Here is a 20,704-nt window from a genome sequence, read left to right as displayed (position 1 = left end):
TCCTTTTACTGCATATCAAGATACTGAAACTAATTTTAACCAAACTGATATTATCATGAAAAATGCAGTAGCATCTGGATTAATTATAGGAATTTTAAGCGGACTATGGCTATTTATCATGCGCTGGGCTGGCTATACCATGGTTGGCGACCAGGTTTCGCCTATTGAATATATTTCTATTCTGATACCCGTCATCGGTGTGTTTTTTGGCCTTAAAAGTTATCGCGACCATGATATGAACGGTAGTTTGAGCTTTTTGGGCGGAATTGTACAAAGCCTCAAAATATTATTTATCGGCGGTGTTATTGCTGTTTTTGCCGGTATCATTTACATTAATTATGTAGAAGCGTCTCATAACATAAGCGATTTTTCGGGCCGTTTATTTGGTGCCTTGCTTATTGGTGTAATCTCGGCATTTGGGGCAACATTGCTGTTAATGACACATACCAATAAAATAGATTAAAATAAGCTGATAAACGTAAAAAAGCGGATAGCAGCTACATTCATTGTTAGCAGCTATCCGCTTTTTTGTATTTATAGTGCATTCATCAAAATATTTTAATTGAATCTGTAATATTTATATCAATCAGCGTCTAAGTCTTTAAACAAATATTTACTTTTAGTAAACTTAAACTTATAAGCATGGACGCTAACTTTTATACCATGTTTTCGGGCATCACCCCCGAAGAAATGGCTTTTTTGCAACAGGCCACCGTTGGACTAACCGAAAATCAGCAACGCAATTTTATTAGCATTTATGGCGGCAAGCGCCGCACACCACAAGATATTTTGCTGTTTACCCTTTTAGGTTTTGTAGGCGTGGCCGGCGTGCAGCGGTTTTTAGTAGGGCAAGTTGGTATGGGTATTATTTACCTGCTTACCGGTGGCTTTTGCGGTATCGGAACTGTTGTCGATATCATTAATCATAAAAGCATAGCTACTGATTATAACCGCGATATGGCTTATGAAACCTTACAAATGGTGAAAATGGGGGGGGGCTAAAAGCTTACATATGGGGAGTGATACCGGAAAAGTGCTGATAATTATTGGTGGTTTGGTGTTGTTGGTTGGAGTAGCGATTTTTTTTTTAGCGATAAGCTGCACTGGATTGGCCATTTACCCGGTGATATACGCATAGAGCGTGAAAGCTTTCGGTTTTACTTCCCTATTACCACGCTTATTTTGTTGAATGTAATCATTTTTATTGTTCTTCGGATTTGGCGTTACCTGAATGGCTGACTAACTTGCCGCTGTTATGAAACTTGTAGAACTAACCGCTTACCTGGAAAGCATAGCGCCGCTAAGCTACCAGGAAGATTACGATAACTCGGGCCTCATTGTGGGTAACGGCAATCAGGAAATTACTCAGGGCCTAATCTCGTTAGATTGTACCGAAGCTGTGGTGGATGAAGCAATCCGCACTGGTTGTCAAATCGTTATCTCTCATCATCCCATAGTATTTAAAGGACTTAAAAAGTTCAATGGCAAAACATATGTGGAGCGGGTGGTTGAGAAAGCCATCCGGCATAATATTGCCTTGTATGCCATTCATACCAACCTGGATAATGTAATGGACGGCGTAAACGCTCGTATCTGCCAAACGCTGGAGTTGAAAAACTCACGCATATTATCTGCTAAATCAGGCATCCTTAAAAAACTGGTTACCTACGCACCTGTAAGCCACGCCGAAGCGGTGCGAAATGCCTTGTTTAAAGCAGGTGCCGGGCATATTGGCAATTATAGCGAATGCAGCTTTAATGCTGAGGGTAAAGGTACTTTTAAGGGAGAAGAAGGAACTGATCCTTATGTAGGCGAGGTAGGCCATCGCCATACCGAAAGTGAAGTGCGCATCGAAACCATTTATCCTGCCTATCTGGAAAGCAAAATACTAATGGGCCTGTTTTTATCTCACCCGTACGAGGAAGTGGCTTATGACCTGTATATGCTTACCAATCAGCACCAAGAGGTAGGTTCGGGCATGGTAGGTGAGCTGGAAACACCTTTGTCTGAAACCGACTTTTTGCGGCATTTGAAAGAAAAGATGAATGCAGCAGTAGTGCGCCATACGGCATTAACCGGAAAAATGGTAAAAAAAGTAGCCGTGTGCGGAGGTTCGGGGGGCTTTTTGCTAAAACAGGCCATAGCTGCCGGAGCCGATGTTTTTGTAACGGCTGATTATAAATACCATGAATTTTTTGACGCCGAAGGAAAGATAGTGATTGCCGACATCGGACATTTTGAAAGTGAGCAATTTACACAGCATTTATTGTATGAAATAATACAGAAAAAATTTAGTAACTTTGCGGTCCGTTTAACAGAAATTAATACAAACCCCATAAAATATTTTATTTGATGGAACAAACCGTAGAACAAAAGCTGAAAGCTTTATATGAGCTACAAACTATCCACACCAAAATTGACAGAATACGCCAGGTAAGAGGTGAGCTGCCTATGGAAGTAGCCGACCTGGAAGATGATGTTGCTGGTCTGGAAACCCGCATCCAGAAAATCAAAAGTGAGCTGGATGACTTAGAGGATGATATTGTAACCCGCAAAAACCTGATCAAAGAAGCTCAGGCTAATATTAAAAGATACGAAGCGCAACTTAACGATGTGAAAAACAATCGTGAGTATGATGCTATCTCCAAAGAAATTGAAATTCAAGGTCTGGATATTCAGGTAAGTGAGAAAAAAATTCGTGAGTACGGTTTTGAAATCACTTCTAAAACTCAGATTTACGAAAAAGCTTTAGCCGATTTAGAAGGTCGACAAAAAGATTTGGATGCTAAAAAAGCAGAGCTGGGCACTATCACCGCCGAAACTGAAAAAGAAGAAAATGAGCTTAACGCACAGGTTGGAACTGCCAAAAATAACATTGAAGAGCGTTTATTAACAGCTTATACCCGTTTGCGCAACAATGCTAAAAACGGTTTGGCTGTAGTAACCATCCAACGCGATTCTTGTTCTGGTTGCTTCAACCAAATTCCACCTCAACGCCAGGCTGATATCCGCCAGCGCAAAAAAGTAATCGTTTGTGAGCATTGCGGCCGTATTTTGGTTGACGAGCAAATGGCTTTAGAAGTTGAGCAAGAGCAACACGTATAATTATTAACATTACCAGATATTGAAAAGGCGCTTATTTAAGCGCCTTTTTTGTTGGGTTGTTTTGCTATTTAAGCGTGCTGTTTTTGATGTAATAATTTGAATTTGAAAATTTTTCAATTCTATTGATGTGATGTGCCAAAGCACAAGCGATAAACAAAGCAAAATGATATTAATAGTTACAAAGGCTTTTTAATTTTCAACGGCGACGCTACCCGCTTCGTATTCTCTTTTACAAACGATTCCCAACCCGAATAGGTAATCTTACTGCCACGACCTGTAGTGATTTTTTGAAAGCTGTGACATACAGCAACAGCCAATCCATCGGTAGCATCTAAAAACTCAGGGATTTCCTGAAAATTGAGCAAGCGTTGCAGCATGCCGGCCACCTGTTCTTTGGTGGCATTACCGTTGCCGGTGATAGACTGTTTTATTTTACGGGGCGAATACTCGTTTACCGGAATATTACGCGACAGGGCAGCTGCAATAGCTGTGCCTTGTGCCCGGCCCAACTTAAGCATTACCTGTATATTTTTGCCGTAAAACGGAGCTTCAATAGCCAAACAATCGGGGTGGTAATTGTCAATCAGGGCTACCGTTTTTTCGAATATGCGCTGCAGCTTTAACATATGGTCATCGCCGCCTGGAATTTTTACCACACCCAGGCTAATGAGTTCAATTTTACTGCCGGTTTCTTTAATTAAGCCATAACCCATCACCGCTGTTCCCGGGTCGATGCCCAGAATTATCCTTTCCTTTTTTGGCTGAAGTTCCATATCGGTTACAAAGGTACGCTTTTCATCAGCTTTTATTTTGTAGGACGTGCATATAAGCCTCACGACTGATAAAGTGGGCTCCCATACTTTCCAGGTGTTCGGTGTGTACCTGGCAATCAATCAAGTCATATAACCCAGACTGGCATATGGTAATTAGCGCTGCTTTAGAAGCGTTACTAGCGCGGCTAAACATGCTTTCGCCGCAAAACACGCGGCCTATTTGTACGCCATACAAGCCGCCTACCAGTTCATCTTGCTGCCATACTTCATAAGAATAGGCGTGGCCTTGCTGATGTAATGTGATGTAAGCTTGTTTCATGTCTTCAGTAATCCAAGTACCATCCTGCCCCTCACGTGGTACAGCGGAGCATGCCTCAATAACATCGGCAAAGTTTTGATTAACTGTAACCCTGAATTTTCCCGATCGCAGCACCTGCCTCATGCTTTTGGCAGTGCGTACTTCGTTCGGAAGCAGCACAAAGCGCTCATGTGGCGAGTACCACAAAATAGGCGTTTCGTCACTATACCACGGAAATATTCCGTGACTGTAAGCCAATAGCAACCGCTGGGGCGATAGGTCGCCACCTACAGCCAAAAGCCCGTCTGGTTCGGCCAGATCGGGCTTTGGAAATATCAAACGTTCGTCAAGTTGAAATATCATATCCGGCAAGGCAAAATTAAGCCTTGCGATGGATAATTAGCTTTTTACTTTGCGCTTTGCTGATGTTATCCATATACTGCTGCATCTCTGCATATTTTGCAGCCGGAATTACATGCTGGTTAAGATTAAATTTAACAGTACTGATAACGGCATTTTTAGCTGCATCATACTTATAATTGGCCTCATAGCCACCATAGGTGAATTTTAAACTTACGTTGGCCGGTAAAGACTCTACTTCAAAACCTGCAGGTAAATCAATAGTGGTTACGCAAGTTTTTTGCATGGGATGTTCAAAGTAGTAATCGCCAGTGCGTTTGTTTACCGATGATAATGTTGCACTCCACAGGTCAAATATCCGCGGGCGATAAAATCGCTTGTTGCCGGCTGCCACATCGCAAAAAGTATCATATTCTAAATCCAAGTCAACTTCTTTTACACCTGCACTATCAGCAGCATCTTTAAAATTAAAAGCCGACGGTTGCTTAATATGATAATTTCTAAGCAGATACTCTTTTCGCTTATCTTGATTAATGGTTGGAAACCTACGAACAAAAACGTCACGGTAACCTCCGGTGCTTAAAATTTTTACTTGTGCTTTAGCTCCACCGTCAGCATCCAGTACAATGTGTACATTGCTGGTAAATTGATTATCTGCTGCTGTGCTTTTAGGCGTATTTACTAGTTTGCCCCCATTTTCTGTAATTAGCAATGCATTCCGGTTTTCGGTAAAACTGCCTAATTTGCCAAAAGGATTTGTGTTGCTGGTACACTCCAACCAAGTGGTGTCACCTTTAAATGGCACGCAAAGAATCATATGATCAAACGGGCTTCCCGGAAAATCGACATCGGCAGGCTCTTCGTTTGCTCCAGACCTAATTAATGCATGATATGAGGGAATATCTACAGCCTTCAATAAAGCATACATATAGTTAGTAAGTGCTTTACAATCGCCATACTTTTTTTGATCAACAAACATTGCAGGAAAAGGCTTAAAACCACCTATACCTAGTTGTATACCTACATAATGCATACTTTGCTGCATGTAATTATATAGGAAACTAGCTTTTTCTTTATCTGATTTCAAGCCTGCAACCATTTGCCTGACTTCTTCAGCGCGCTGAGGACTTAGTGTGCAAACGTCGGCGTTAAGTGCCTGTTGCCATTTTCCAAAGCTCTGCCATGAGCTCAAATCGCCCGATATACCGTCATACTCAAAAGAATTGGCAGCAAATTCTATTTTAGGAACAACTCGCCATGCCGGCACATCTTCTTCTGGTACAGTTGCTTTAAGATTTTGAACCTGCCACAGGTAAACATCATTCTTGCCATCACTTTGTTTTAAAGCCTTTATCGAAGTGTTCTTATTTTTATATCTAAAGCCTAATGTCGGGTTTATGGTAATTTTATAACTGGCGTTTTGTACAGCTACTTCCGGCATTTGTATAGTCCAGCTGTTTAAATCCAAATAGCTGTTGGAGCTTAAGTCGGCAATTTGCTCTATGGTAATTGGATAACTGGCTACATTATGTTGCAGGGCTTTTAAACGATCGTCAGATACCATTGTGCCATCATCTGTAGCTGATTGGTCATAGGCGTCGCTTTTGCTATATTTTTTTATGAGTTTGCCGTCAGCATTATATACCAGCATATGCATGGTATTGATAGTGTTATACTTGTTATAACCCACTACCATTTGTGCGTAACGTTCTGCTTTCTCGTTTAAAATAGTATTAATGGTGTGAATCCTAATAGTCATTCGCCCGGGTGCTGATACAGCGGTTTCTAGCGTTTCATATCTTACCACCATATTCGCATCCTGCTTTAGCGAATCGGGAATAGTACTGGCTACATACAGATCCTTTGGAATATTTTTATCCTGGCACTGTGCAGCAGTATAGCCCAGCACCAATAGAGCTACGCTACAAAAAATCTTATTAAACATGTTTGTTAGTTGGAAAGAATTACGACTTTTTTAAAACTACCTGCTCATTCAGTAATTCATGCATTTTTTTGTAGAAGGCATGTAAATCGCTGTAATCTTCTTTAAAGAAGAGTACTTTTTTGTAATCAATACTATATCGGATGGCAATAACCCCATCTTGCTCGGCCACAATTCTTTTGAAAGTAATGCTGTTGTCGGGCATCACAATACTCAAGCTTTTAGGCAATGCATCAGATTTGTAACCAGCAGGTATTTTATATAAACCGTTAATGTTGTACTGGTTAAGATAACCAAAATCTATATCGCTATTCCGGTTTTCGCTCAAAAAAGGATTGCTATGCAACGAGGTAAACAGGTTAGGATTAAAATAAATATAATCTTTATCCGAACCGGTAAGTTCCAGGTTAAAATTCATGCTTTGTGTAAGCGGCAATGAATCTAAATCCATATTAGCCAGTTTAAGCGAATTGATGCTTAGGCTGTTGTTGTCTTCGCGCAAGTAATCGATGTATTTCTTTTCTCCATCGGTTTTATAATGTTCAATAGCATTATGGCGATTGTAACTAAAACTGTTAATTTGAGCAGTACCATTCAGGGTGCCATCAGGCTTTATTTCGGCGTTTACAAATACCGCTTGTCTAACAGGTTTCGGGTTGTCCAAAAACACCATAGCATGCTGTTTGCTTTCCTTATCTACCCAAAATCCGTGTGAGTATAAAAGATTTTCGGGCGTTTCGCGGTACGAATTGTATTTATCGCTGGCATCCAATACATAATTTTGGGTGCTATCTATAGGTATGAATACTACCGCCCGGTTAAACTGTGTTAAGTTGGTATAGGCCGGATTTATCCTTCCGTTTGACCGGGTGCTTACTACCATTGGATAAGCCTTAACGCCAGATTGTGCCAGCAAGCGGTATAAAATCAGGTTTATTTCGGTTGAATTACCAATCTTTTTATCCCAAGCCTTGGCTGTTCCATCCATGGTATACCACCGGTCGGTACCATCCCATTTCATAGCATTTTTTACTTCCGAAAAAATGTAGCCAATTTTTGCATCGTCAGATTTTAACGATTTTGCTTTGCTGATAATTGCCTCCTCGTTAACAAGCTTACGTTTAAACTGCAAACCAAAATCTTCGTCTTCCAGTAAGTTAGTAGTTACCTTGTCCCAGCTTTCAGAATATTGCTGCGTAAATCCAAACGTGGGCTTGATGGATTCCAGCTGCATATGAATGCTTTGTACGTTATCCCAAAACGATCTCATGTAAGGTTCGCTATTCAACGACGAAACATTGGCCATGGCAAATGTTTTATGATCTTCGCTAAATGAAGAACCTTGAATGGCACGGTTTTCTGAACTGGTGGTGTTTTTTTGGAAAGCCTGATACACCCGTGGTTGCAGGCGATAATAAAAGAATTCGGGTATTGAGGTATTAAACTCGCTGTAGCGTACAGGTATTTCACTCTGAAAATACCAATCAGGAATGCCATAGGTGGCTTGATTTACCTTTCGGTAAGAAAATTCAATGACTGATCCGGGTTTAACGTTAGGAAATGAGAATACCATTGCCATTTTGGATTTGTCCACATTCTCGGTAAAGATCTGTTTTCTGTCCACTTTAGTAATTTCAACCTTTCCGTCATTAAGGTTAATAGTTTCAGCCTGTAGGCCGTTAACGTACTCAGCCCGGTTACCGCCATAATAGGGGATGCGTATATCCGCCTGTTTTTTACCGCTTTCATTAAAAATTTTGATACGCTTGTGTACTTCTATAGTAACATTAAACTTATCGTCAAAGTACACATCGCCTTTTTCAAAAAGTACCATGGCATTGGCATCTTTTTCAAAAGCACATTCTTTAAGTTCCAGGTCGGCTTTGTCGATTTTTCCGAAGGCTTGAACGGCTTTTGGTGCCGGTGCCGGAGTTTGTGCTATAGTAGCACTAATAGTAGTAAACAGCAGTACCAGTATAGTACAAGTTCTGATCATGTGAATAAGGTTTTGTTAATAGTATCCGAAAATAGCAACAAGGAAGTTATAAATGAAATTTGCAATAACTTTTTAATGGTATTAATCGGCTGGAATATAAAAGTTTAACCTATAGGAAAGTGGTTATTTGTTTATGGTTATTGAAGGCTATTGAACGGTATTGTGGCCAGATAAAAACAATAGTATTTTTTGATTGCTATTTACTAATGTATTTAGCAAATTTGCTATATGGCATTTGAGGCGAATCAGGATTATTACAGAGGACGGGGAGCGCAGGTAAATACGCACAATAAATTTCTGAAAAACAGATATGTAGCGCAACACATTGAAGCGCTGGACGAGCCTATGCTGCAAAATGGCAAAACCCAGATATTTGAAGAAACGCCCCGGCAAATTGTCAGTAAAAGCAATAGTCCGGATTTAAGCCACATGCATTCCATTAACCCATATCAGGGATGCGAGCATGGTTGTATTTATTGTTACGCACGTAATAGCCACGAGTATTACGGCTTTAGTGCCGGGCTTGATTTTGAGCGTAAAATCATTGTAAAGCGTAACGCGCCCGAGTTACTGGAAGAATATTTTAATAAACGCAAGTATAAGCCGTTGCCTATTGTATTGTCTGGCAACACTGATTGCTACCAACCCATCGAGCGCGAACTGGAAATTACACGACGCATGCTTAAGCTGTTTTTGCAGTACCGGCATCCGGTAAGCATCATCACCAAGAATAACCTGGTGCTGCGTGATATGGATATTCTGGAAGAACTGGCCAAGCTGAACCTGATACACGTCAACATATCTATCACATCATTAGACGAACAATTAAGGCAAAAGCTAGAACCGCGTACGGTAACGTCTATTGGCAGGTTAAATGTAATTGAAAAGCTATCGGCCAAAGGTGTTCCTGTACGGGTGATGACAGCGCCTATCATTCCAGGGTTGAACAGTAATGAGGTGCCTGCTATTATCAAGGCAGCCGCCAACCGAGGAGCGGTAGACGCCGGTTTCACCATTGTACGCCTTAATGGTAGCATCGGCGAAATATTTACCGACTGGATACACAAAACTTTTCCGGACAGGGCCGAAAAAGTACTGAACCTGATACGCGAATGCCATGGCGGTAACCTGAATGACAGTGAATTTGGTCGGCGAATGGGTGGTGAGGGCGAAGTATCTGAATCAATACAGCAATTGTACCGCGTAGCCTGCAACAAATTTTTAGCCGGCCGGGTAATGCCCGATTATGATTTATCGCTGTTTACACCTAAAGCGGGTAAGCAAACTGCCTTGTTTTAGTTAATTGTAACTGTTGTTTATATTGGTTTAACTGTTTAAATTTAAATTACTTAACCTAAATAAATATGACCTTTACAAATGCAATCAACTGGTTTGAAATTCCAACCACTGACATTAACCGTGCACAAAAATTTTATGAGGCTATTTTTGATATGAAAATGACGCCGGTAGAGATGGGTGACTTTAAAATGCGTGTGTTTCCGCTTACCGACCCCATGACTGGTGTTGGCGGTGCGTTGGCCCAGCAGCCCGACTTTGTCCCCTCTGCCAATGGCGGTACATTGTTGTATTTAAATGGAAATCCTGATGTGCAGCAGATTTTAGACAAAGTTGAAGCCGCTGGTGGCAAAATTGCTTTACCTAAAACCGAAATCTCGCCCGATTATGGTTACATGGGTGCGTTCATAGATACCGAAGGTAACCGCGTAGGGGTGCATTCCTTTCCCGAAAAATATTTGTAGTACAGCTTACCATACTTAATAACATACGAAAGCCACAACATGCCTGATCTGTATCTTAACACATCGGCATGTTGTGGCTTTTTTATTAGCTCTGTAAAAGGTTTTTACTCTTCTTTTCTTAAAGCCGCTTTAATTTTCTCAGCCGTAGCTTCCATCTGCTCTGCTGGAAAACTAAGTTTAGGACGGGAAAAGTTCAAATCGTCTACCGCGTTCATCGGGATAAGATGAATGTGAGCATGAGGCACTTCCAGTCCAATTACGGCTACGCCTACTTTTTTACAAGGGATGGCTTCTTTTATGGCTGTGGCCACAATTTTTGCAAACAGCTGTAAGCCGGTATAAAGCTCGTCATCTAAATCAAAAATATAATCTACCTCATTTTTAGGTATAACCAGTACGTGGCCCTCTGCCAACGGACTGATATCTAAGAATGCCAGATAATCAATACTCTCGGCTACTTTGTAAGCGGATATTTCGCCTGATATGATTTTTGAAAATATAGTTGCCATAGGGTAAGAAGTGGTTGATTGATGAGTGGTTGAATAGTTAATTAGTTGAACAGTGAGTAATTTAAAATGTTCTTAAAACTCTAATACTCACCATTCAACAACTTAATTATTTATTTACCGGGAAATCTCTAAAATCTCAAATTCTATTTTACCGGCAGGTACTGTAATTTCGGCTTTTTCGCCTACTTTTTTGCCTAGTAAACCTTTAGCTATAGGTGAGCTTACCGATATCTTGCCCGATTTTAAATCGGCTTCACTTTCTGACACCAGCTGGTAAGTCATGGTGGTACCGTTTTTTACGTTTTTGATTTTTACCTTCGATAATGCCAGTACTTTAGACGTGTCAATTTTTGATTCGTCTAGTAAACGGGCGTTAGCCAGTGTTTCTTCCAGTTTGGCAATCTTAGTTTCGTGATGACCCTGCGCTTCTTTAGCCGCATCATATTCGGCATTTTCAGATAAGTCGCCTTTATCGCGTGCTTCGGCAATAGCTTTGGCTATGTTAGCACGTCCGGTGGTTTTTAACTGTTGTAATTCTTCTTTAAGTTTTTCTAAACCGTCTTTGGTATAGTATGAAACCTCTGCCATATAAGCACAATTTTAAATAGATATTTTTAACTAAGGGCTATCAAAAAAAACCGCCCTTTCCATTTTGGTTAGAAAGGACGCGATAGCTACTAAAAACAAACAAGACTATGTGAGCACGCGCCGCATAGTCTTGTTATGGATATAGAACGAAGATAAGGAGATTAAATTTTATAATCCAAATTTTTTATTTTCTCGGCCATTACCTCACTTATCTTCCGGTACGATTCAAAAGTCCACCCGGCCACATGTGGTGTAAGCAGTATCTTGCCCGATTGACGTAATTCGTCAAACCACGGCTGCTCGCCCAAAGCCGGGAACTTTTCGGTTTCCAATACGTCTAAACCAGCGCCCAGTATTTTGCCTTGTTTAATAGCGTTGAGCACTGCCTGAGTTTGCACTATTTTACCACGGGCAGTATTCAATAAAAAGATAGGCTTTTTGAAGTGGAACAGATATTCGTCATTGACTAAGTCTTTCGTTTCTGTTGTTAGCGGAATGTGCAGGCTTAACACATCACTGTGTTTTACAATTTCTTCCATACTAACCTCACGGGCATATTCGTCTCTAAAGCCGGTTTTATATTTGTCGTACGCTATAACGTTCACCTCAAAACCTTTCAGTTTCTTGGCAAAGCTTTGGCCCATGTTGCCGTAGCCAATAATACCCACGGTGCGGCCCTTTAACTCGTAGCCACGGTTAACTTCGCGCTGCCATAAATTATTGCGTACTTCTGCATCTGCCCGGTTAAAGTTGTTCATGAGCGATAGCAGCATGCCTATAGCATGTTCGCCTACGGCATCACGGTTACCTTCTGGTGCATTAAGTAGGGTGATGCCTTTTTGCTGCGCATATGCTTCGTCAATATTATCCATGCCCGCACCGGCTCGGGCAATAAAGCGCAGGTTGCTAGCGGTATCTAATACGGCTTTATCTACCTGGAATTTAGAGCGGATGACCAAGCCTTCATAATTAGGCAAGATGGTTAATGCCTCTTCCAGCTTGATGGTAGGGCGGTAGTCGCAGGTGTAACCTAATGCTTCGGTTTGTTCGATGAAGATGGGGTGAAGATCGTCGACGATAAGAAGTTTGCTGTTATCCAAGATTAAATAGTTTTATTCCAATTGTCATTGCGAGGAACGAAGCAATCTCTCAGCTGTGCATAGCAACTGATTATCCTATGCAGGTATTGCTTCGTTCCTCGTAATGACGAGAGATTAATATAATTGACGTTTGTTATTAAATATACAGAATAACTTTTTACCTATTTCCCGTAATCTTATTCGTCAACTCCACAAAATCAGCAACCGTCAATCGCTCGGCACGTAAATCCAGCATAGGCTCGTTGGCCATCGCTTCTTTGTTAATTAAAGCCGACAGGGCATTGCGCAAGGTTTTGCGTCGTTGATTAAAGCCGGCTTTTACCACTTGCCAAAATAGCTTTTCATCGCAAGGCAGTTCCTTTACCTCGTTACGGGTAAGGCGTATCACTGCCGATAGTACTTTAGGTGGTGGGTTAAATACGCCGGCTTTTACGGTAAACAGGTATTCCACTTTGTAATAAGCCTGCAAAAACACGCTCAGTATACCATATTCTTTGCTGCCGGCTTTAGCGTTGCAGCGCTCGGCAACTTCCTTCTGAAACATACCTACCGACTCTACTACCTGCTGGCGGTTGTCCAGTATCTTGAAAAGTATTTGCGATGATATATTGTACGGAAAGTTACCAATCACGGCCATCGGACCATCAAAAGTTTTAGCAAAATCGAGTTCCAAAAAGTCGGCGTTCATTAAGCGATTTCCCAATTGCGGGTATTTTTTCTGTAAAAACAAGTACGACTCGGTATCAATATCAATCAGGTAAGTTTGGTAGTCGGTTTTCTGTAACAAAAAGTCGGACAAAATACCCATGCCCGGACCAACCTCCAACACCTGTGTGTACTGATGCTGCGCCGGACGCAGGCTTTCTACAATTTTAGAAGCAATGTTTTTATCGGTTAAAAAATGCTGACCGAGGTGCTTCTTTGCTCTTACCAATGACATTATTTATGCAAATATTTAGCAAATTACGTCATATTTGCGCTGGGTTAGTAAACATTACTGCCAAAAAAACTTTTTATTTGCATGAATTGAACCAATCCAAAAGTTAGTTTACCATAGGTAAACATTGGCAAATGGGATGGTGTAAGCATAAAGAAAAATGAGCGAGAAGCTAAAAATAGGTATCAGCGTTGGCGATGTAAATGGTATTGGCTTAGAAGTAATTATCAAAACACTGGCCGATAGCCGCATTTTTGATTACTGCACGCCTATTGTGTACGGGCATACCAAAGTGGCGTCGTTTCACCGTCGTACCGTACATGTGCACGATCTGAATTTTAACGTAATCACCAGTCCGGCACAGGCTCACCATAAGCGGGCCAATATCATTAACTGCTGGGAAGAAGACGTTAAAATCGAGATGGGCGTATCTAACGAAATTGGTGGCAAATATGCATTCGTGTCATTAGAGCGTGCCACCAATGATTTGCTGGCCGGCGAAATTGATGCGCTGGTAACTGCACCTATTAATAAAGATAACATCCAGAACGAAAACTTTAATTTTCCGGGCCATACCGAGTATTTGCAGCAGCGCGACGGGGCATCTGAGGTACTGATGTTTTTGGTAAGCGATACTTTGCGCGTAGGCGTAGTAACCGGTCATATTCCAATTGCACGGGTAGCCGAAAGTATTTCTGTTGAAAAGATATTGGCTAAACTAAGGCTGATGGATGCCAGTTTGCGTAACGATTTTTGGATACGTAAACCTAAAATTGCTGTGCTTGGGCTTAACCCGCACGCCGGCGATAACGGTTTAATTGGCTCTGAAGAAAAGGACGTCATCATTCCGGCTATTGAAGAGGCGCGTGCGAATGATATACTGGCTTTAGGGCCATATGCGGCCGATGGCTTTTTTGCCAATGGCGCTTATCAGCAGTTTGATGCCGTGCTGGCTATGTATCATGATCAGGGCTTAATCCCGTTTAAGCAAATTTCGTTCGAGTCGGGCGTAAATTATACTGCCGGATTAAGCTTTGTGCGTACTTCGCCCGATCATGGAACGGCCTATGATATTGCCGGTAAAAATAAAGCATCCGAAACCTCTTTCCGCGAAGCGTTGTTTGAGGCTATACATATTGTGAAGCACCGCCGGGAAACAGCAGTGCTGAACGAAAATCCGCTGGCGTTTGCCAAATTAAGCCGCGACAGGGATTAAATATAACATATCCGTTACCCAAGTGGTAACAATGTTTCCGTTTTGCAGCCGTTACCAATTAAGTAATAGTTGCAGAAATTAGTACTTCTACCGAAATATAATGAGTAATCCATTCAACCGGGTACGATCTATTGATGCGTTCCGCGCGGTTACTATGTTCCTGATGATTTTTGTAAATGATCTGGACGGTATCCCCGGCGTACCAACCTGGCTCAAACATGCCGGCGAAAATGCCGACGCACTGGGTCTGGCTGATGTAATATTCCCGGCTTTTTTATTTATAGTAGGGCTTTCTATTCCCTTTGCGTTTCATAACAGGCAAAAAAAAGGCGGCAAAGTACCATACCGTATTGCCAGCCGTTCGCTGGCACTTATTCTTATCGGTTTTTTCCATGCCAATATGGAAACTTACGATGACATTAACACCGTTTTACCCCAGCCCGTTTGGGAAAGTTTAGTCACCATCGCTTTTTTCTTTATCTTTCTGGATTACCGCGATGTAAAATCTTTTAAACGGATACTATTGCGAGGATTCGGTGCTATCTTGTTAGTGAGCATGTCTTTGCTTTACAGAAGCAGTGATCCGGCGCATTCGTCATGGCTGCATTTTAGCTGGTGGGGGATATTAGGTCTAATAGGATGGTCGTACTTGATGTGTGCGCTTATTTACTATTACAGCAAAGGTATTTTATGGATACAGGCCGCTGCCTGGGTAATATTTGTACTTATCAATCTCGACTTCCATTTTGGCTGGCTTAGCTTTTTGAATAGCTGGCAAAGCTATATATGGCTGGCCGGCAACGGCGCTATGCAGGCTTTTACCATGGCAGGCGTTATGGTATCAGTAATGTACATGCGCTTGGTTGAAAATAAAGAGCTGAAACTGCTTTGGCCGGGCATGTTTTTGCTGGCCGTTATCTTGTTTAACCTTGGTTTTATTGTTCGTTACGTAAGCGGCGGCATTTCTAAGGCGCATGATACACCTTCGTGGGTGTTGTTATGTACGGGCATCAGCTTACTGGTATATGCCATATTTTTGTTTGTGGTAGATGTGAAAGGCAAATACAACTGGTTTAAAATCATAGAACCGGCCGGTACCAATACCTTTACCTGTTACCTTATACCGTTTATATTTTATCCCATATATCAGATGACGGATTTGGGTTATCCCGAATATCTGAGCCAGGGCATAGGTGGCCTAATCAAGTGCATTATCTTTTCATTAGGCATGATATGGTTGGCCCGGCTGCTCGAAAAAATCAATATCCGGTTAAAAATATAGCTTACAGAAGTGCAATTTTCTTATTTGAAAAAACACTTTAGCATTACATAATAAATTCCTACATTTGCGGGCTAATTATCGCTCATTGAAATCGTTAAGAACATATTCGATACCTTATACAGGGCTGAAGCTGGGAAAGCACCAGTTTGAGTATGTCGTAGACAGTGCATTTTTCAGCGAGTTTGAATATTCGCTGGTGAAGAAAGCGAATTTACAATGTCAGGTGGAGTTGGATAAGCAGGAAACCATGCTGATCTTAAACTTTCACATCAGCGGTACGGTTGATTTAACTTGCGACCGTTGTTTGGCAGAGTATCCGCAGCAGTTAGACATACGTGAACAGCAAATTGCCAAGTTCAGTGATGAAGAGGTAAGCGAAGACGAAGAAATTATAACCCTCAACAAAAATGATAACGAAATCAGTGTTGCTGGGTTGATATATGAATATGTAACCGTTGCCGTGCCGTTTATTGCAACCTGCGGCAGCGAGGGGAATACCCCATATTGTGATAAAGATATGCTTGACCGTTTAAACAAACTGTCGGGTGGTGATGAACAAGAAAAGAGTACAGACCCGCGTTGGGATGCGCTCAAAAAATTTAAATGATATAATAATAAGAAGTTATGCCAAATCCAAAACGTAAGTTCTCTAAATCAAGAACTGCAAAACGCAGAACGCACTATAAGGCTGAAGCCCCATCATTAACCACTTGCCCTACTACTGGTGCAGTGCATTTGCCACACCGTGCTTATACTGTTGATGGTAACCTGTACTACAACGGTAAAATGTTAATCGAGAACACTGCTACAGCCTAAGCCTAATTTTCTGCAATGAAGATTGGCTTGGATATTATGGGCGGTGATTATGCTCCCAAAGCAGCCGTTTTAGGAGCAATCGAAGCTTATAAGGCTTTACCCGAAGAGCAAAAGCTGGTGCTTATCGGCGATAAGGAGATAGCTGTAAGTATTCTTCAGGAAAATAATGTCAGCCCCGATTATTTCGAGTTTGTGCATACAACCGAAGTAATTGGTATGGCCGAGCATCCTACTAAAGCCATTGCGCAAAAGCCGGGCTCTAGCATAGGTGTGGGCTTTAAGCTGCTTAAAGAAGGGTACATTCAGGCATTTTCATCGGCTGGTAACACAGGCGCTATGCTGGTGGGTTCCATGTTCAGCGTAAAAACTATTCCGGGCGTTATACGCCCTGCTATGACAGCAATTGTACCCAAACTGAAAGGCGGTTTGGGTATTTTGTTGGATGTAGGTGCCAATGCCGATTGCAAGCCTGATGTGCTTTTGCAATTTGGTATTCTGGGCAGTTTATTCGGGCAGCATATTTATAATATGCAAAACCCGCGTGTAGGCCTGATGAATATTGGCGAAGAGGAGGAAAAAGGTAATATGCTGAGTTTGGCCACCTACCCTTTAATGAAAGATACGGCATTATTTAACTTTGTTGGCAACGTGGAAGGGCGCGACTTATTTGGCGAAAGTGCTGATATATTTGTATGCGATGGTTTTACGGGTAACATTGTGCTAAAGCTGGCCGAATCTTTTTATATGATTACCCGCAAAAAGGGGTTGAAAGATGAATTTTTTGACCGCTTTAATTATGAACCGCATGGTGGCAGTCCCATTCTGGGTGTAAACGCGCCGGTGGTGGTGGGGCACGGCATCTCCAGTCCCGAAGCCATTAAAAATATGGTACTTTTATCCCGCAATATGGTTGAAAGTGACCTGGTCAATAAAATCAAACAAGCTTTCGTATAAATAATTTGACAATGCATAAAATACATGCTGCAATTACCGCTGTACATGGCTATGTGCCCGATTACGTGCTCACTAACCATGAGCTGGAATCGCTGGTGGATACGAACGACGAGTGGATTACTAGCCGCACCGGTATAAAGGAGCGCCGTATACTAAAAGGCGAAGGCTTGGCTACGTCAGATTTGGCTGTGCCTGCTGTAAATACTTTGCTGCAAAAGCGGGGTATCGGCGCCGAAGAAATTGACTTAATTATTTTCTGTACCACCACGCCCGATATGCCTTTCCCGGCAACAGCTAATATTTTAGCTGATAAAATTGGCGCTAAAAACGCGTGGGGGTATGATTTGCAGGCAGCTTGCTCGGGCTTTGTTTTTGGCTTGGCAACAGGCGCATCATTTATTGAAAGCGGCAGATACAAAAAAGTGCTGGTAGTTGGTGGCGATAAAATGTCATCTATTATTGACTATCATGATCGTGCTACTTGTATAATTTTTGGTGACGGCTGCGGTGCTGCTTTGCTTGAACCAACTGCCGAAGAAGGTTACGGCATCATTGATTCTGTGCTTAAAAGTGATGGTTCAGGTCGGGAGTTTTTGCACATGAAAGCCGGTGGTTCATTAAGACCGGCAACACACGAGTCTGTTTCTGCACGTGAGCATTTTGCTTACCAAGAAGGCAAAACCGTGTTTAAGTTTGCCGTAACCAATATGGCCGATGTTGCTGCCGAAATTATGGAGCGCAACAGCCTGGTTGCCGATGACATTGCTTGGTTGGTGCCTCATCAAGCCAACAAACGCATTATTGATGCCACGGCCAGCCGTATGGGTATCAGTGATGATAAAGTTGTCATTAACATTGAGCGCTATGGTAATACTACCAACGGTACTATACCGCTATGCCTGTGGGAGTGGGAAAGTAAATTCAAAAAAGGAGACAATATTGTTTTAGCCGCTTTTGGCGGTGGCTTTACCTGGGGCTCGATGTATATCAAGTGGGCTTACTAATTTGGCAACATTTATTGTTTAATTGTTATAACTTAGTTCTTTAAAACACATTTATCCAACCAATATCACCTAATATGGATATCAAACAAATTCAGGATTTGATTCGCTTCGTTTCTAAATCAGGTGTAAACGAAGTTTCGATTGAACAGAACGATTTTAAAATTACCATAAAAACCAATCAGGCGCCAACTTACGTTAACGCTACTATTCCGGGTCAGCAAGTTGCTGCTCCTATAGCTGCCGCGCCTGCTCCTGTGGTTGCGGTTGAACATACAGCGGCTCCTACCGAAGCTCCTGCTGCGGCTGATGTTTCTAAATATGTAACTATCAAATCGCCGATGATTGGTACTTTCTATCGTTCATCATCTCCTGACAAACCTTCATTTGCAAATGTTGGTGACGAAATTAAAGCAGGCAGTGTACTGTGTATCATCGAAGCGATGAAACTGTTTAACGAAATCGAGTCTGAAGTATCTGGCCGTATCGTTAAAGTTCTGGTAGAGAATTCTTCTCCGGTTGAGTACGACCAGCCCCTGTTTTTAGTTGAACCTATGTAATTGTTAAGTTGATTGGTTGTTGGTTGATTAGTGAGTAGTTATTTGCTTAATCATCCACTTAACTTAATCAACTACTTAACTAACACAAAAACATGTTTAAAAAAATACTCATAGCTAACCGTGGTGAAATTGCCCTGCGGATTATCCGCACTTGTAAGGAGATGGGCATCAAAACCGTAGCTGTATATTCAACTGCCGACCGTGATAGTTTGCATGTGCGCTTTGCCGACGAAGCCGTATGTATTGGTCCGCCGGCCAGCCGCGACTCTTATTTAAATATACCGAACATCATATCAGCCGCCGAAGTAACCAATGCCGATGCAATCCATCCTGGCTACGGTTTCTTGTCTGAAAATGCCAAGTTTTCGGCTATTTGTGCCGAATATGGTATTAAGTTTATTGGTGCAACATCCGATCAGATCAACGCCATGGGTGATAAAGCTTCGGCCAAAGCAACCATGAAAAAAGCAGGCGTGCCTACTATTCCGGGTTCTGAAGGTTTGCTTACCGACGTGAAAGAAGGTATACAGGTGGCCGGTAAAATTGGCTATCCTATTATCTTAAAAGCTACTGCCGGTGGTGGTGGCCGTGGTATGCGTATTGTTTGGAACGATTTGGAATTTGAACCAGCCTGGGATTCGGCCCGTGCTGAAGCCGGTGCTGCCTTCGGTAACGATGGTATTTACCTGGAAAAATATGTGGAAGATCCACGCCACATCGAAATTCAGGTAGTGGGCGACCAGTATGGCAAAGTTTGCCATTTGAGCGAGCGCGATTGCTCTATCCAGCGTCGTCACCAAAAACTGGTTGAAGAATCGCCATCACCTTTTATTACCGAAAAATTACGTCGTAAAATGGGCGAGGCTGCCATTAAAGGTGCCAAAGCCGTAAATTACGAAGGTGCCGGTACTATTGAGTTTTTGGTAGACAAGCACCAGAACTTCTACTTTATGGAGATGAATACCCGTATCCAGGTAGAACATCCGGTAACCGAAGAAGTAATCAACGTAGATTTAATTAAAGAACAGATTAAAGTGGCTGCCGGTACACCTATATCAGGCAAAAACTACGAGCCTACTATGTGTGCTATTGAGTGCCGTATCAACGCTGAAGATCCGTTTAACAACTTCCGCCCGTCACCAGGCAAAATTACCAACTTCCACTCACCGGGTGGTCATGGGGTAAGGGTTGATACGCACGTATACAGCGGCTATGTTATTCCGCCAAACTACGATTCGATGATTGCTAAGCTAATTTGCGTGGCACAAACCCGCGAAGAAGCTTTGAATACTATGGAGCGTGCCTTAAGTGAATTTGTGATTGAAGGTATTAAAACCACCATTCCGTTCCACCTGCAGCTATTAAAAGATCCTAACTTTAGGGCTGGTAACTTTACCACCAAGTTTATGGAAAGCTTTGAAATTGTAGCGTAAGCGTAAAAAATTACAATCAGTATAAAATTAAAACCAAATACCATTCGTATGTTATACAGAATGGTATTTTTGTT

At 42.0% G+C, this 20,704-nt stretch carries 23 protein-coding genes; 15 read left to right on the top strand and 8 right to left on the bottom strand.

Annotated elements, in window-relative coordinates; genetic code table 11:
* Nucleotides 1–55 precede the first annotated feature (55 nt).
* The 5 genes from GPM24_RS04750 to GPM24_RS04730 all read left to right on the top strand — a co-directional run bounded on the left by GPM24_RS04750 (nt 56) and on the right by GPM24_RS04730 (nt 3,105).
* Nucleotides 56–463 (top strand): DUF4199 domain-containing protein, encoded by a 408-nt coding sequence (locus GPM24_RS04750; RefSeq protein WP_158825578.1) that lies wholly within the window; start codon nt 56–58, stop codon nt 461–463.
* Nucleotides 464–642: 179 nt separating this feature from the next.
* Nucleotides 643–1,002, top strand: a complete 360-nt coding sequence (locus GPM24_RS04745) for a TM2 domain-containing protein (protein ID WP_158825577.1) — start codon at nt 643–645, stop codon at nt 1,000–1,002.
* Between the two features lie 96 nt (nt 1,003–1,098).
* Nucleotides 1,099–1,239 carry a DUF2905 domain-containing protein gene (locus tag GPM24_RS22365; RefSeq protein ID WP_199269701.1) on the top strand — a complete coding sequence of 47 codons (141 nt, stop codon included), beginning with the start codon at nt 1,099–1,101 and terminating at the stop codon, nt 1,237–1,239.
* Nucleotides 1,240–1,255: 16 nt separating this feature from the next.
* Nucleotides 1,256–2,353, top strand: a complete 1,098-nt coding sequence (locus GPM24_RS04735; RefSeq protein WP_158825576.1) for a Nif3-like dinuclear metal center hexameric protein — start codon at nt 1,256–1,258, stop codon at nt 2,351–2,353.
* Nucleotides 2,353–3,105 carry a zinc ribbon domain-containing protein gene (locus tag GPM24_RS04730; protein ID WP_158825575.1) on the top strand — a complete coding sequence of 251 codons (753 nt, stop codon included), beginning with the start codon at nt 2,353–2,355 and terminating at the stop codon, nt 3,103–3,105. Before GPM24_RS04735 ends, GPM24_RS04730 begins: the two co-directional genes overlap by 1 nt.
* Before the next feature lie 176 nt (nt 3,106–3,281).
* Here GPM24_RS04730 and ruvC read toward each other — a convergent pair whose 3' ends face one another.
* Genes ruvC through GPM24_RS04710 form a run of 4 tightly spaced genes read right to left on the bottom strand, consistent with a single transcriptional unit; the run spans nt 3,282 to nt 8,474 of the window.
* Complete coding sequence (ruvC, locus tag GPM24_RS04725) at nt 3,282–3,878, bottom strand: crossover junction endodeoxyribonuclease RuvC (protein ID WP_158825574.1); 597 nt, start codon at nt 3,876–3,878, stop codon at nt 3,282–3,284.
* Between the two features lie 25 nt (nt 3,879–3,903).
* Nucleotides 3,904–4,539 (bottom strand): leucyl/phenylalanyl-tRNA--protein transferase, encoded by a 636-nt coding sequence (gene aat, locus GPM24_RS04720; RefSeq protein WP_158825573.1) that lies wholly within the window; start codon nt 4,537–4,539, stop codon nt 3,904–3,906.
* Nucleotides 4,540–4,555: 16 nt separating this feature from the next.
* Nucleotides 4,556–6,481 carry a DUF3857 domain-containing protein gene (locus GPM24_RS04715; protein WP_158825572.1) on the bottom strand — a complete coding sequence of 642 codons (1,926 nt, stop codon included), beginning with the start codon at nt 6,479–6,481 and terminating at the stop codon, nt 4,556–4,558.
* Nucleotides 6,482–6,500: 19 nt separating this feature from the next.
* Complete coding sequence (locus GPM24_RS04710) at nt 6,501–8,474, bottom strand: DUF3857 domain-containing protein (RefSeq protein ID WP_158825571.1); 1,974 nt, start codon at nt 8,472–8,474, stop codon at nt 6,501–6,503.
* 228 nt (nt 8,475–8,702) lie between these two features.
* Between GPM24_RS04710 and GPM24_RS04705 the strand changes: the two genes are divergently transcribed.
* Together GPM24_RS04705 and GPM24_RS04700 are read left to right on the top strand one after the other, a co-directional pair.
* Complete coding sequence (locus GPM24_RS04705) at nt 8,703–9,773, top strand: PA0069 family radical SAM protein (RefSeq protein WP_158825570.1); 1,071 nt, start codon at nt 8,703–8,705, stop codon at nt 9,771–9,773.
* Between the two features lie 65 nt (nt 9,774–9,838).
* A complete protein-coding gene (locus tag GPM24_RS04700) occupies nt 9,839–10,234 on the top strand; it encodes a VOC family protein (protein ID WP_158825569.1) in 396 nt (131 codons plus the stop codon).
* A 104-nt stretch (nt 10,235–10,338) separates the two neighbouring features.
* On the opposite strand, the gene GPM24_RS04695 is transcribed toward GPM24_RS04700, so the two are convergent.
* From GPM24_RS04695 to rsmA, 4 genes are all read right to left on the bottom strand, one after another.
* Nucleotides 10,339–10,743, bottom strand: a complete 405-nt coding sequence (locus tag GPM24_RS04695; protein WP_158825568.1) for an HIT family protein — start codon at nt 10,741–10,743, stop codon at nt 10,339–10,341.
* Nucleotides 10,744–10,857: 114 nt separating this feature from the next.
* The gene (gene greA / locus GPM24_RS04690) at nt 10,858–11,331 is read right to left on the bottom strand and encodes a transcription elongation factor GreA (RefSeq protein WP_158825567.1); all 474 of its coding nucleotides are present in this window, start codon (nt 11,329–11,331) and stop codon (nt 10,858–10,860) included.
* Between the two features lie 161 nt (nt 11,332–11,492).
* Nucleotides 11,493–12,431: a 2-hydroxyacid dehydrogenase gene (locus GPM24_RS04685; RefSeq protein WP_158825566.1), complete on the bottom strand. Its 939-nt coding sequence runs from the start codon at nt 12,429–12,431 to the stop codon at nt 11,493–11,495.
* A gap of 157 nt (nt 12,432–12,588) precedes the next feature.
* Nucleotides 12,589–13,371 carry a 16S rRNA (adenine(1518)-N(6)/adenine(1519)-N(6))-dimethyltransferase RsmA gene (gene rsmA / locus GPM24_RS04680; RefSeq protein ID WP_158825565.1) on the bottom strand — a complete coding sequence of 261 codons (783 nt, stop codon included), beginning with the start codon at nt 13,369–13,371 and terminating at the stop codon, nt 12,589–12,591.
* A gap of 157 nt (nt 13,372–13,528) precedes the next feature.
* Between rsmA and pdxA the strand changes: the two genes are divergently transcribed.
* The 8 genes from pdxA to accC all read left to right on the top strand — a co-directional run bounded on the left by pdxA (nt 13,529) and on the right by accC (nt 20,630).
* Nucleotides 13,529–14,584, top strand: a complete 1,056-nt coding sequence (gene pdxA, locus GPM24_RS04675) for a 4-hydroxythreonine-4-phosphate dehydrogenase PdxA (protein WP_158825564.1) — start codon at nt 13,529–13,531, stop codon at nt 14,582–14,584.
* Between the two features lie 100 nt (nt 14,585–14,684).
* Nucleotides 14,685–15,866 (top strand): heparan-alpha-glucosaminide N-acetyltransferase domain-containing protein, encoded by a 1,182-nt coding sequence (locus GPM24_RS04670; RefSeq protein ID WP_158825563.1) that lies wholly within the window; start codon nt 14,685–14,687, stop codon nt 15,864–15,866.
* Nucleotides 15,867–15,951: 85 nt separating this feature from the next.
* Entirely contained in the window at nt 15,952–16,473 is a 522-nt protein-coding gene (locus GPM24_RS04665; protein WP_158825562.1) for a YceD family protein, read from the top strand.
* A 17-nt stretch (nt 16,474–16,490) separates the two neighbouring features.
* Nucleotides 16,491–16,682, top strand: a complete 192-nt coding sequence (gene rpmF / locus GPM24_RS04660; protein WP_158825561.1) for a 50S ribosomal protein L32 — start codon at nt 16,491–16,493, stop codon at nt 16,680–16,682.
* 15 nt (nt 16,683–16,697) lie between these two features.
* Nucleotides 16,698–17,636, top strand: a complete 939-nt coding sequence (gene plsX, locus GPM24_RS04655) for a phosphate acyltransferase PlsX (RefSeq protein ID WP_158825560.1) — start codon at nt 16,698–16,700, stop codon at nt 17,634–17,636.
* 11 nt (nt 17,637–17,647) lie between these two features.
* Nucleotides 17,648–18,640 carry a beta-ketoacyl-ACP synthase III gene (locus tag GPM24_RS04650; protein WP_158825559.1) on the top strand — a complete coding sequence of 331 codons (993 nt, stop codon included), beginning with the start codon at nt 17,648–17,650 and terminating at the stop codon, nt 18,638–18,640.
* Nucleotides 18,641–18,714: 74 nt separating this feature from the next.
* A complete protein-coding gene (accB, locus tag GPM24_RS04645) occupies nt 18,715–19,197 on the top strand; it encodes an acetyl-CoA carboxylase biotin carboxyl carrier protein (protein WP_158825558.1) in 483 nt (160 codons plus the stop codon).
* Between the two features lie 92 nt (nt 19,198–19,289).
* Nucleotides 19,290–20,630, top strand: coding sequence for an acetyl-CoA carboxylase biotin carboxylase subunit (accC, locus tag GPM24_RS04640; RefSeq protein ID WP_158825557.1), 1,341 nt, complete (start codon nt 19,290–19,292; stop codon nt 20,628–20,630).
* Nucleotides 20,631–20,704 lie beyond the last annotated feature (74 nt).

The sequence above is a fragment of the Mucilaginibacter lacusdianchii genome (assembly GCF_009770985.1).
In the GTDB taxonomy this organism is placed as follows: Bacteria; Bacteroidota; Bacteroidia; order Sphingobacteriales; family Sphingobacteriaceae; genus Mucilaginibacter; species Mucilaginibacter lacusdianchii.
The sequence above is the reverse complement of the archived record's forward strand: the minus strand, read 5'-3'. Positions and strand labels throughout refer to the sequence as shown.

What these genes read in the sequence shown, in the direction of transcription:
- GPM24_RS04750 (WP_158825578.1), top strand. Translation starts at nt 56, where the DNA reads ATGAAAAATGCAGTAGCATCTGGATTAATTATAGGAATTTTAAGCGGA.
- GPM24_RS04745 (WP_158825577.1), top strand. Translation starts at nt 643, where the DNA reads ATGGACGCTAACTTTTATACCATGTTTTCGGGCATCACCCCCGAAGAA.
- GPM24_RS04735 (WP_158825576.1), top strand. Translation starts at nt 1,256, where the DNA reads ATGAAACTTGTAGAACTAACCGCTTACCTGGAAAGCATAGCGCCGCTA.
- GPM24_RS04730 (WP_158825575.1), top strand. Translation starts at nt 2,353, where the DNA reads ATGGAACAAACCGTAGAACAAAAGCTGAAAGCTTTATATGAGCTACAA.
- ruvC (WP_158825574.1), bottom strand. Translation starts at nt 3,878, where the DNA reads ATGGAACTTCAGCCAAAAAAGGAAAGGATAATTCTGGGCATCGACCCG.
- aat (WP_158825573.1), bottom strand. Translation starts at nt 4,539, where the DNA reads ATGATATTTCAACTTGACGAACGTTTGATATTTCCAAAGCCCGATCTG.
- GPM24_RS04715 (WP_158825572.1), bottom strand. Translation starts at nt 6,481, where the DNA reads ATGTTTAATAAGATTTTTTGTAGCGTAGCTCTATTGGTGCTGGGCTAT.
- GPM24_RS04710 (WP_158825571.1), bottom strand. Translation starts at nt 8,474, where the DNA reads ATGATCAGAACTTGTACTATACTGGTACTGCTGTTTACTACTATTAGT.
- GPM24_RS04705 (WP_158825570.1), top strand. Translation starts at nt 8,703, where the DNA reads ATGGCATTTGAGGCGAATCAGGATTATTACAGAGGACGGGGAGCGCAG.
- GPM24_RS04700 (WP_158825569.1), top strand. Translation starts at nt 9,839, where the DNA reads ATGACCTTTACAAATGCAATCAACTGGTTTGAAATTCCAACCACTGAC.
- GPM24_RS04695 (WP_158825568.1), bottom strand. Translation starts at nt 10,743, where the DNA reads ATGGCAACTATATTTTCAAAAATCATATCAGGCGAAATATCCGCTTAC.
- greA (WP_158825567.1), bottom strand. Translation starts at nt 11,331, where the DNA reads ATGGCAGAGGTTTCATACTATACCAAAGACGGTTTAGAAAAACTTAAA.
- rsmA (WP_158825565.1), bottom strand. Translation starts at nt 13,371, where the DNA reads ATGTCATTGGTAAGAGCAAAGAAGCACCTCGGTCAGCATTTTTTAACC.
- pdxA (WP_158825564.1), top strand. Translation starts at nt 13,529, where the DNA reads ATGAGCGAGAAGCTAAAAATAGGTATCAGCGTTGGCGATGTAAATGGT.
- GPM24_RS04670 (WP_158825563.1), top strand. Translation starts at nt 14,685, where the DNA reads ATGAGTAATCCATTCAACCGGGTACGATCTATTGATGCGTTCCGCGCG.
- rpmF (WP_158825561.1), top strand. Translation starts at nt 16,491, where the DNA reads ATGCCAAATCCAAAACGTAAGTTCTCTAAATCAAGAACTGCAAAACGC.
- plsX (WP_158825560.1), top strand. Translation starts at nt 16,698, where the DNA reads ATGAAGATTGGCTTGGATATTATGGGCGGTGATTATGCTCCCAAAGCA.
- GPM24_RS04650 (WP_158825559.1), top strand. Translation starts at nt 17,648, where the DNA reads ATGCATAAAATACATGCTGCAATTACCGCTGTACATGGCTATGTGCCC.
- accB (WP_158825558.1), top strand. Translation starts at nt 18,715, where the DNA reads ATGGATATCAAACAAATTCAGGATTTGATTCGCTTCGTTTCTAAATCA.
- accC (WP_158825557.1), top strand. Translation starts at nt 19,290, where the DNA reads ATGTTTAAAAAAATACTCATAGCTAACCGTGGTGAAATTGCCCTGCGG.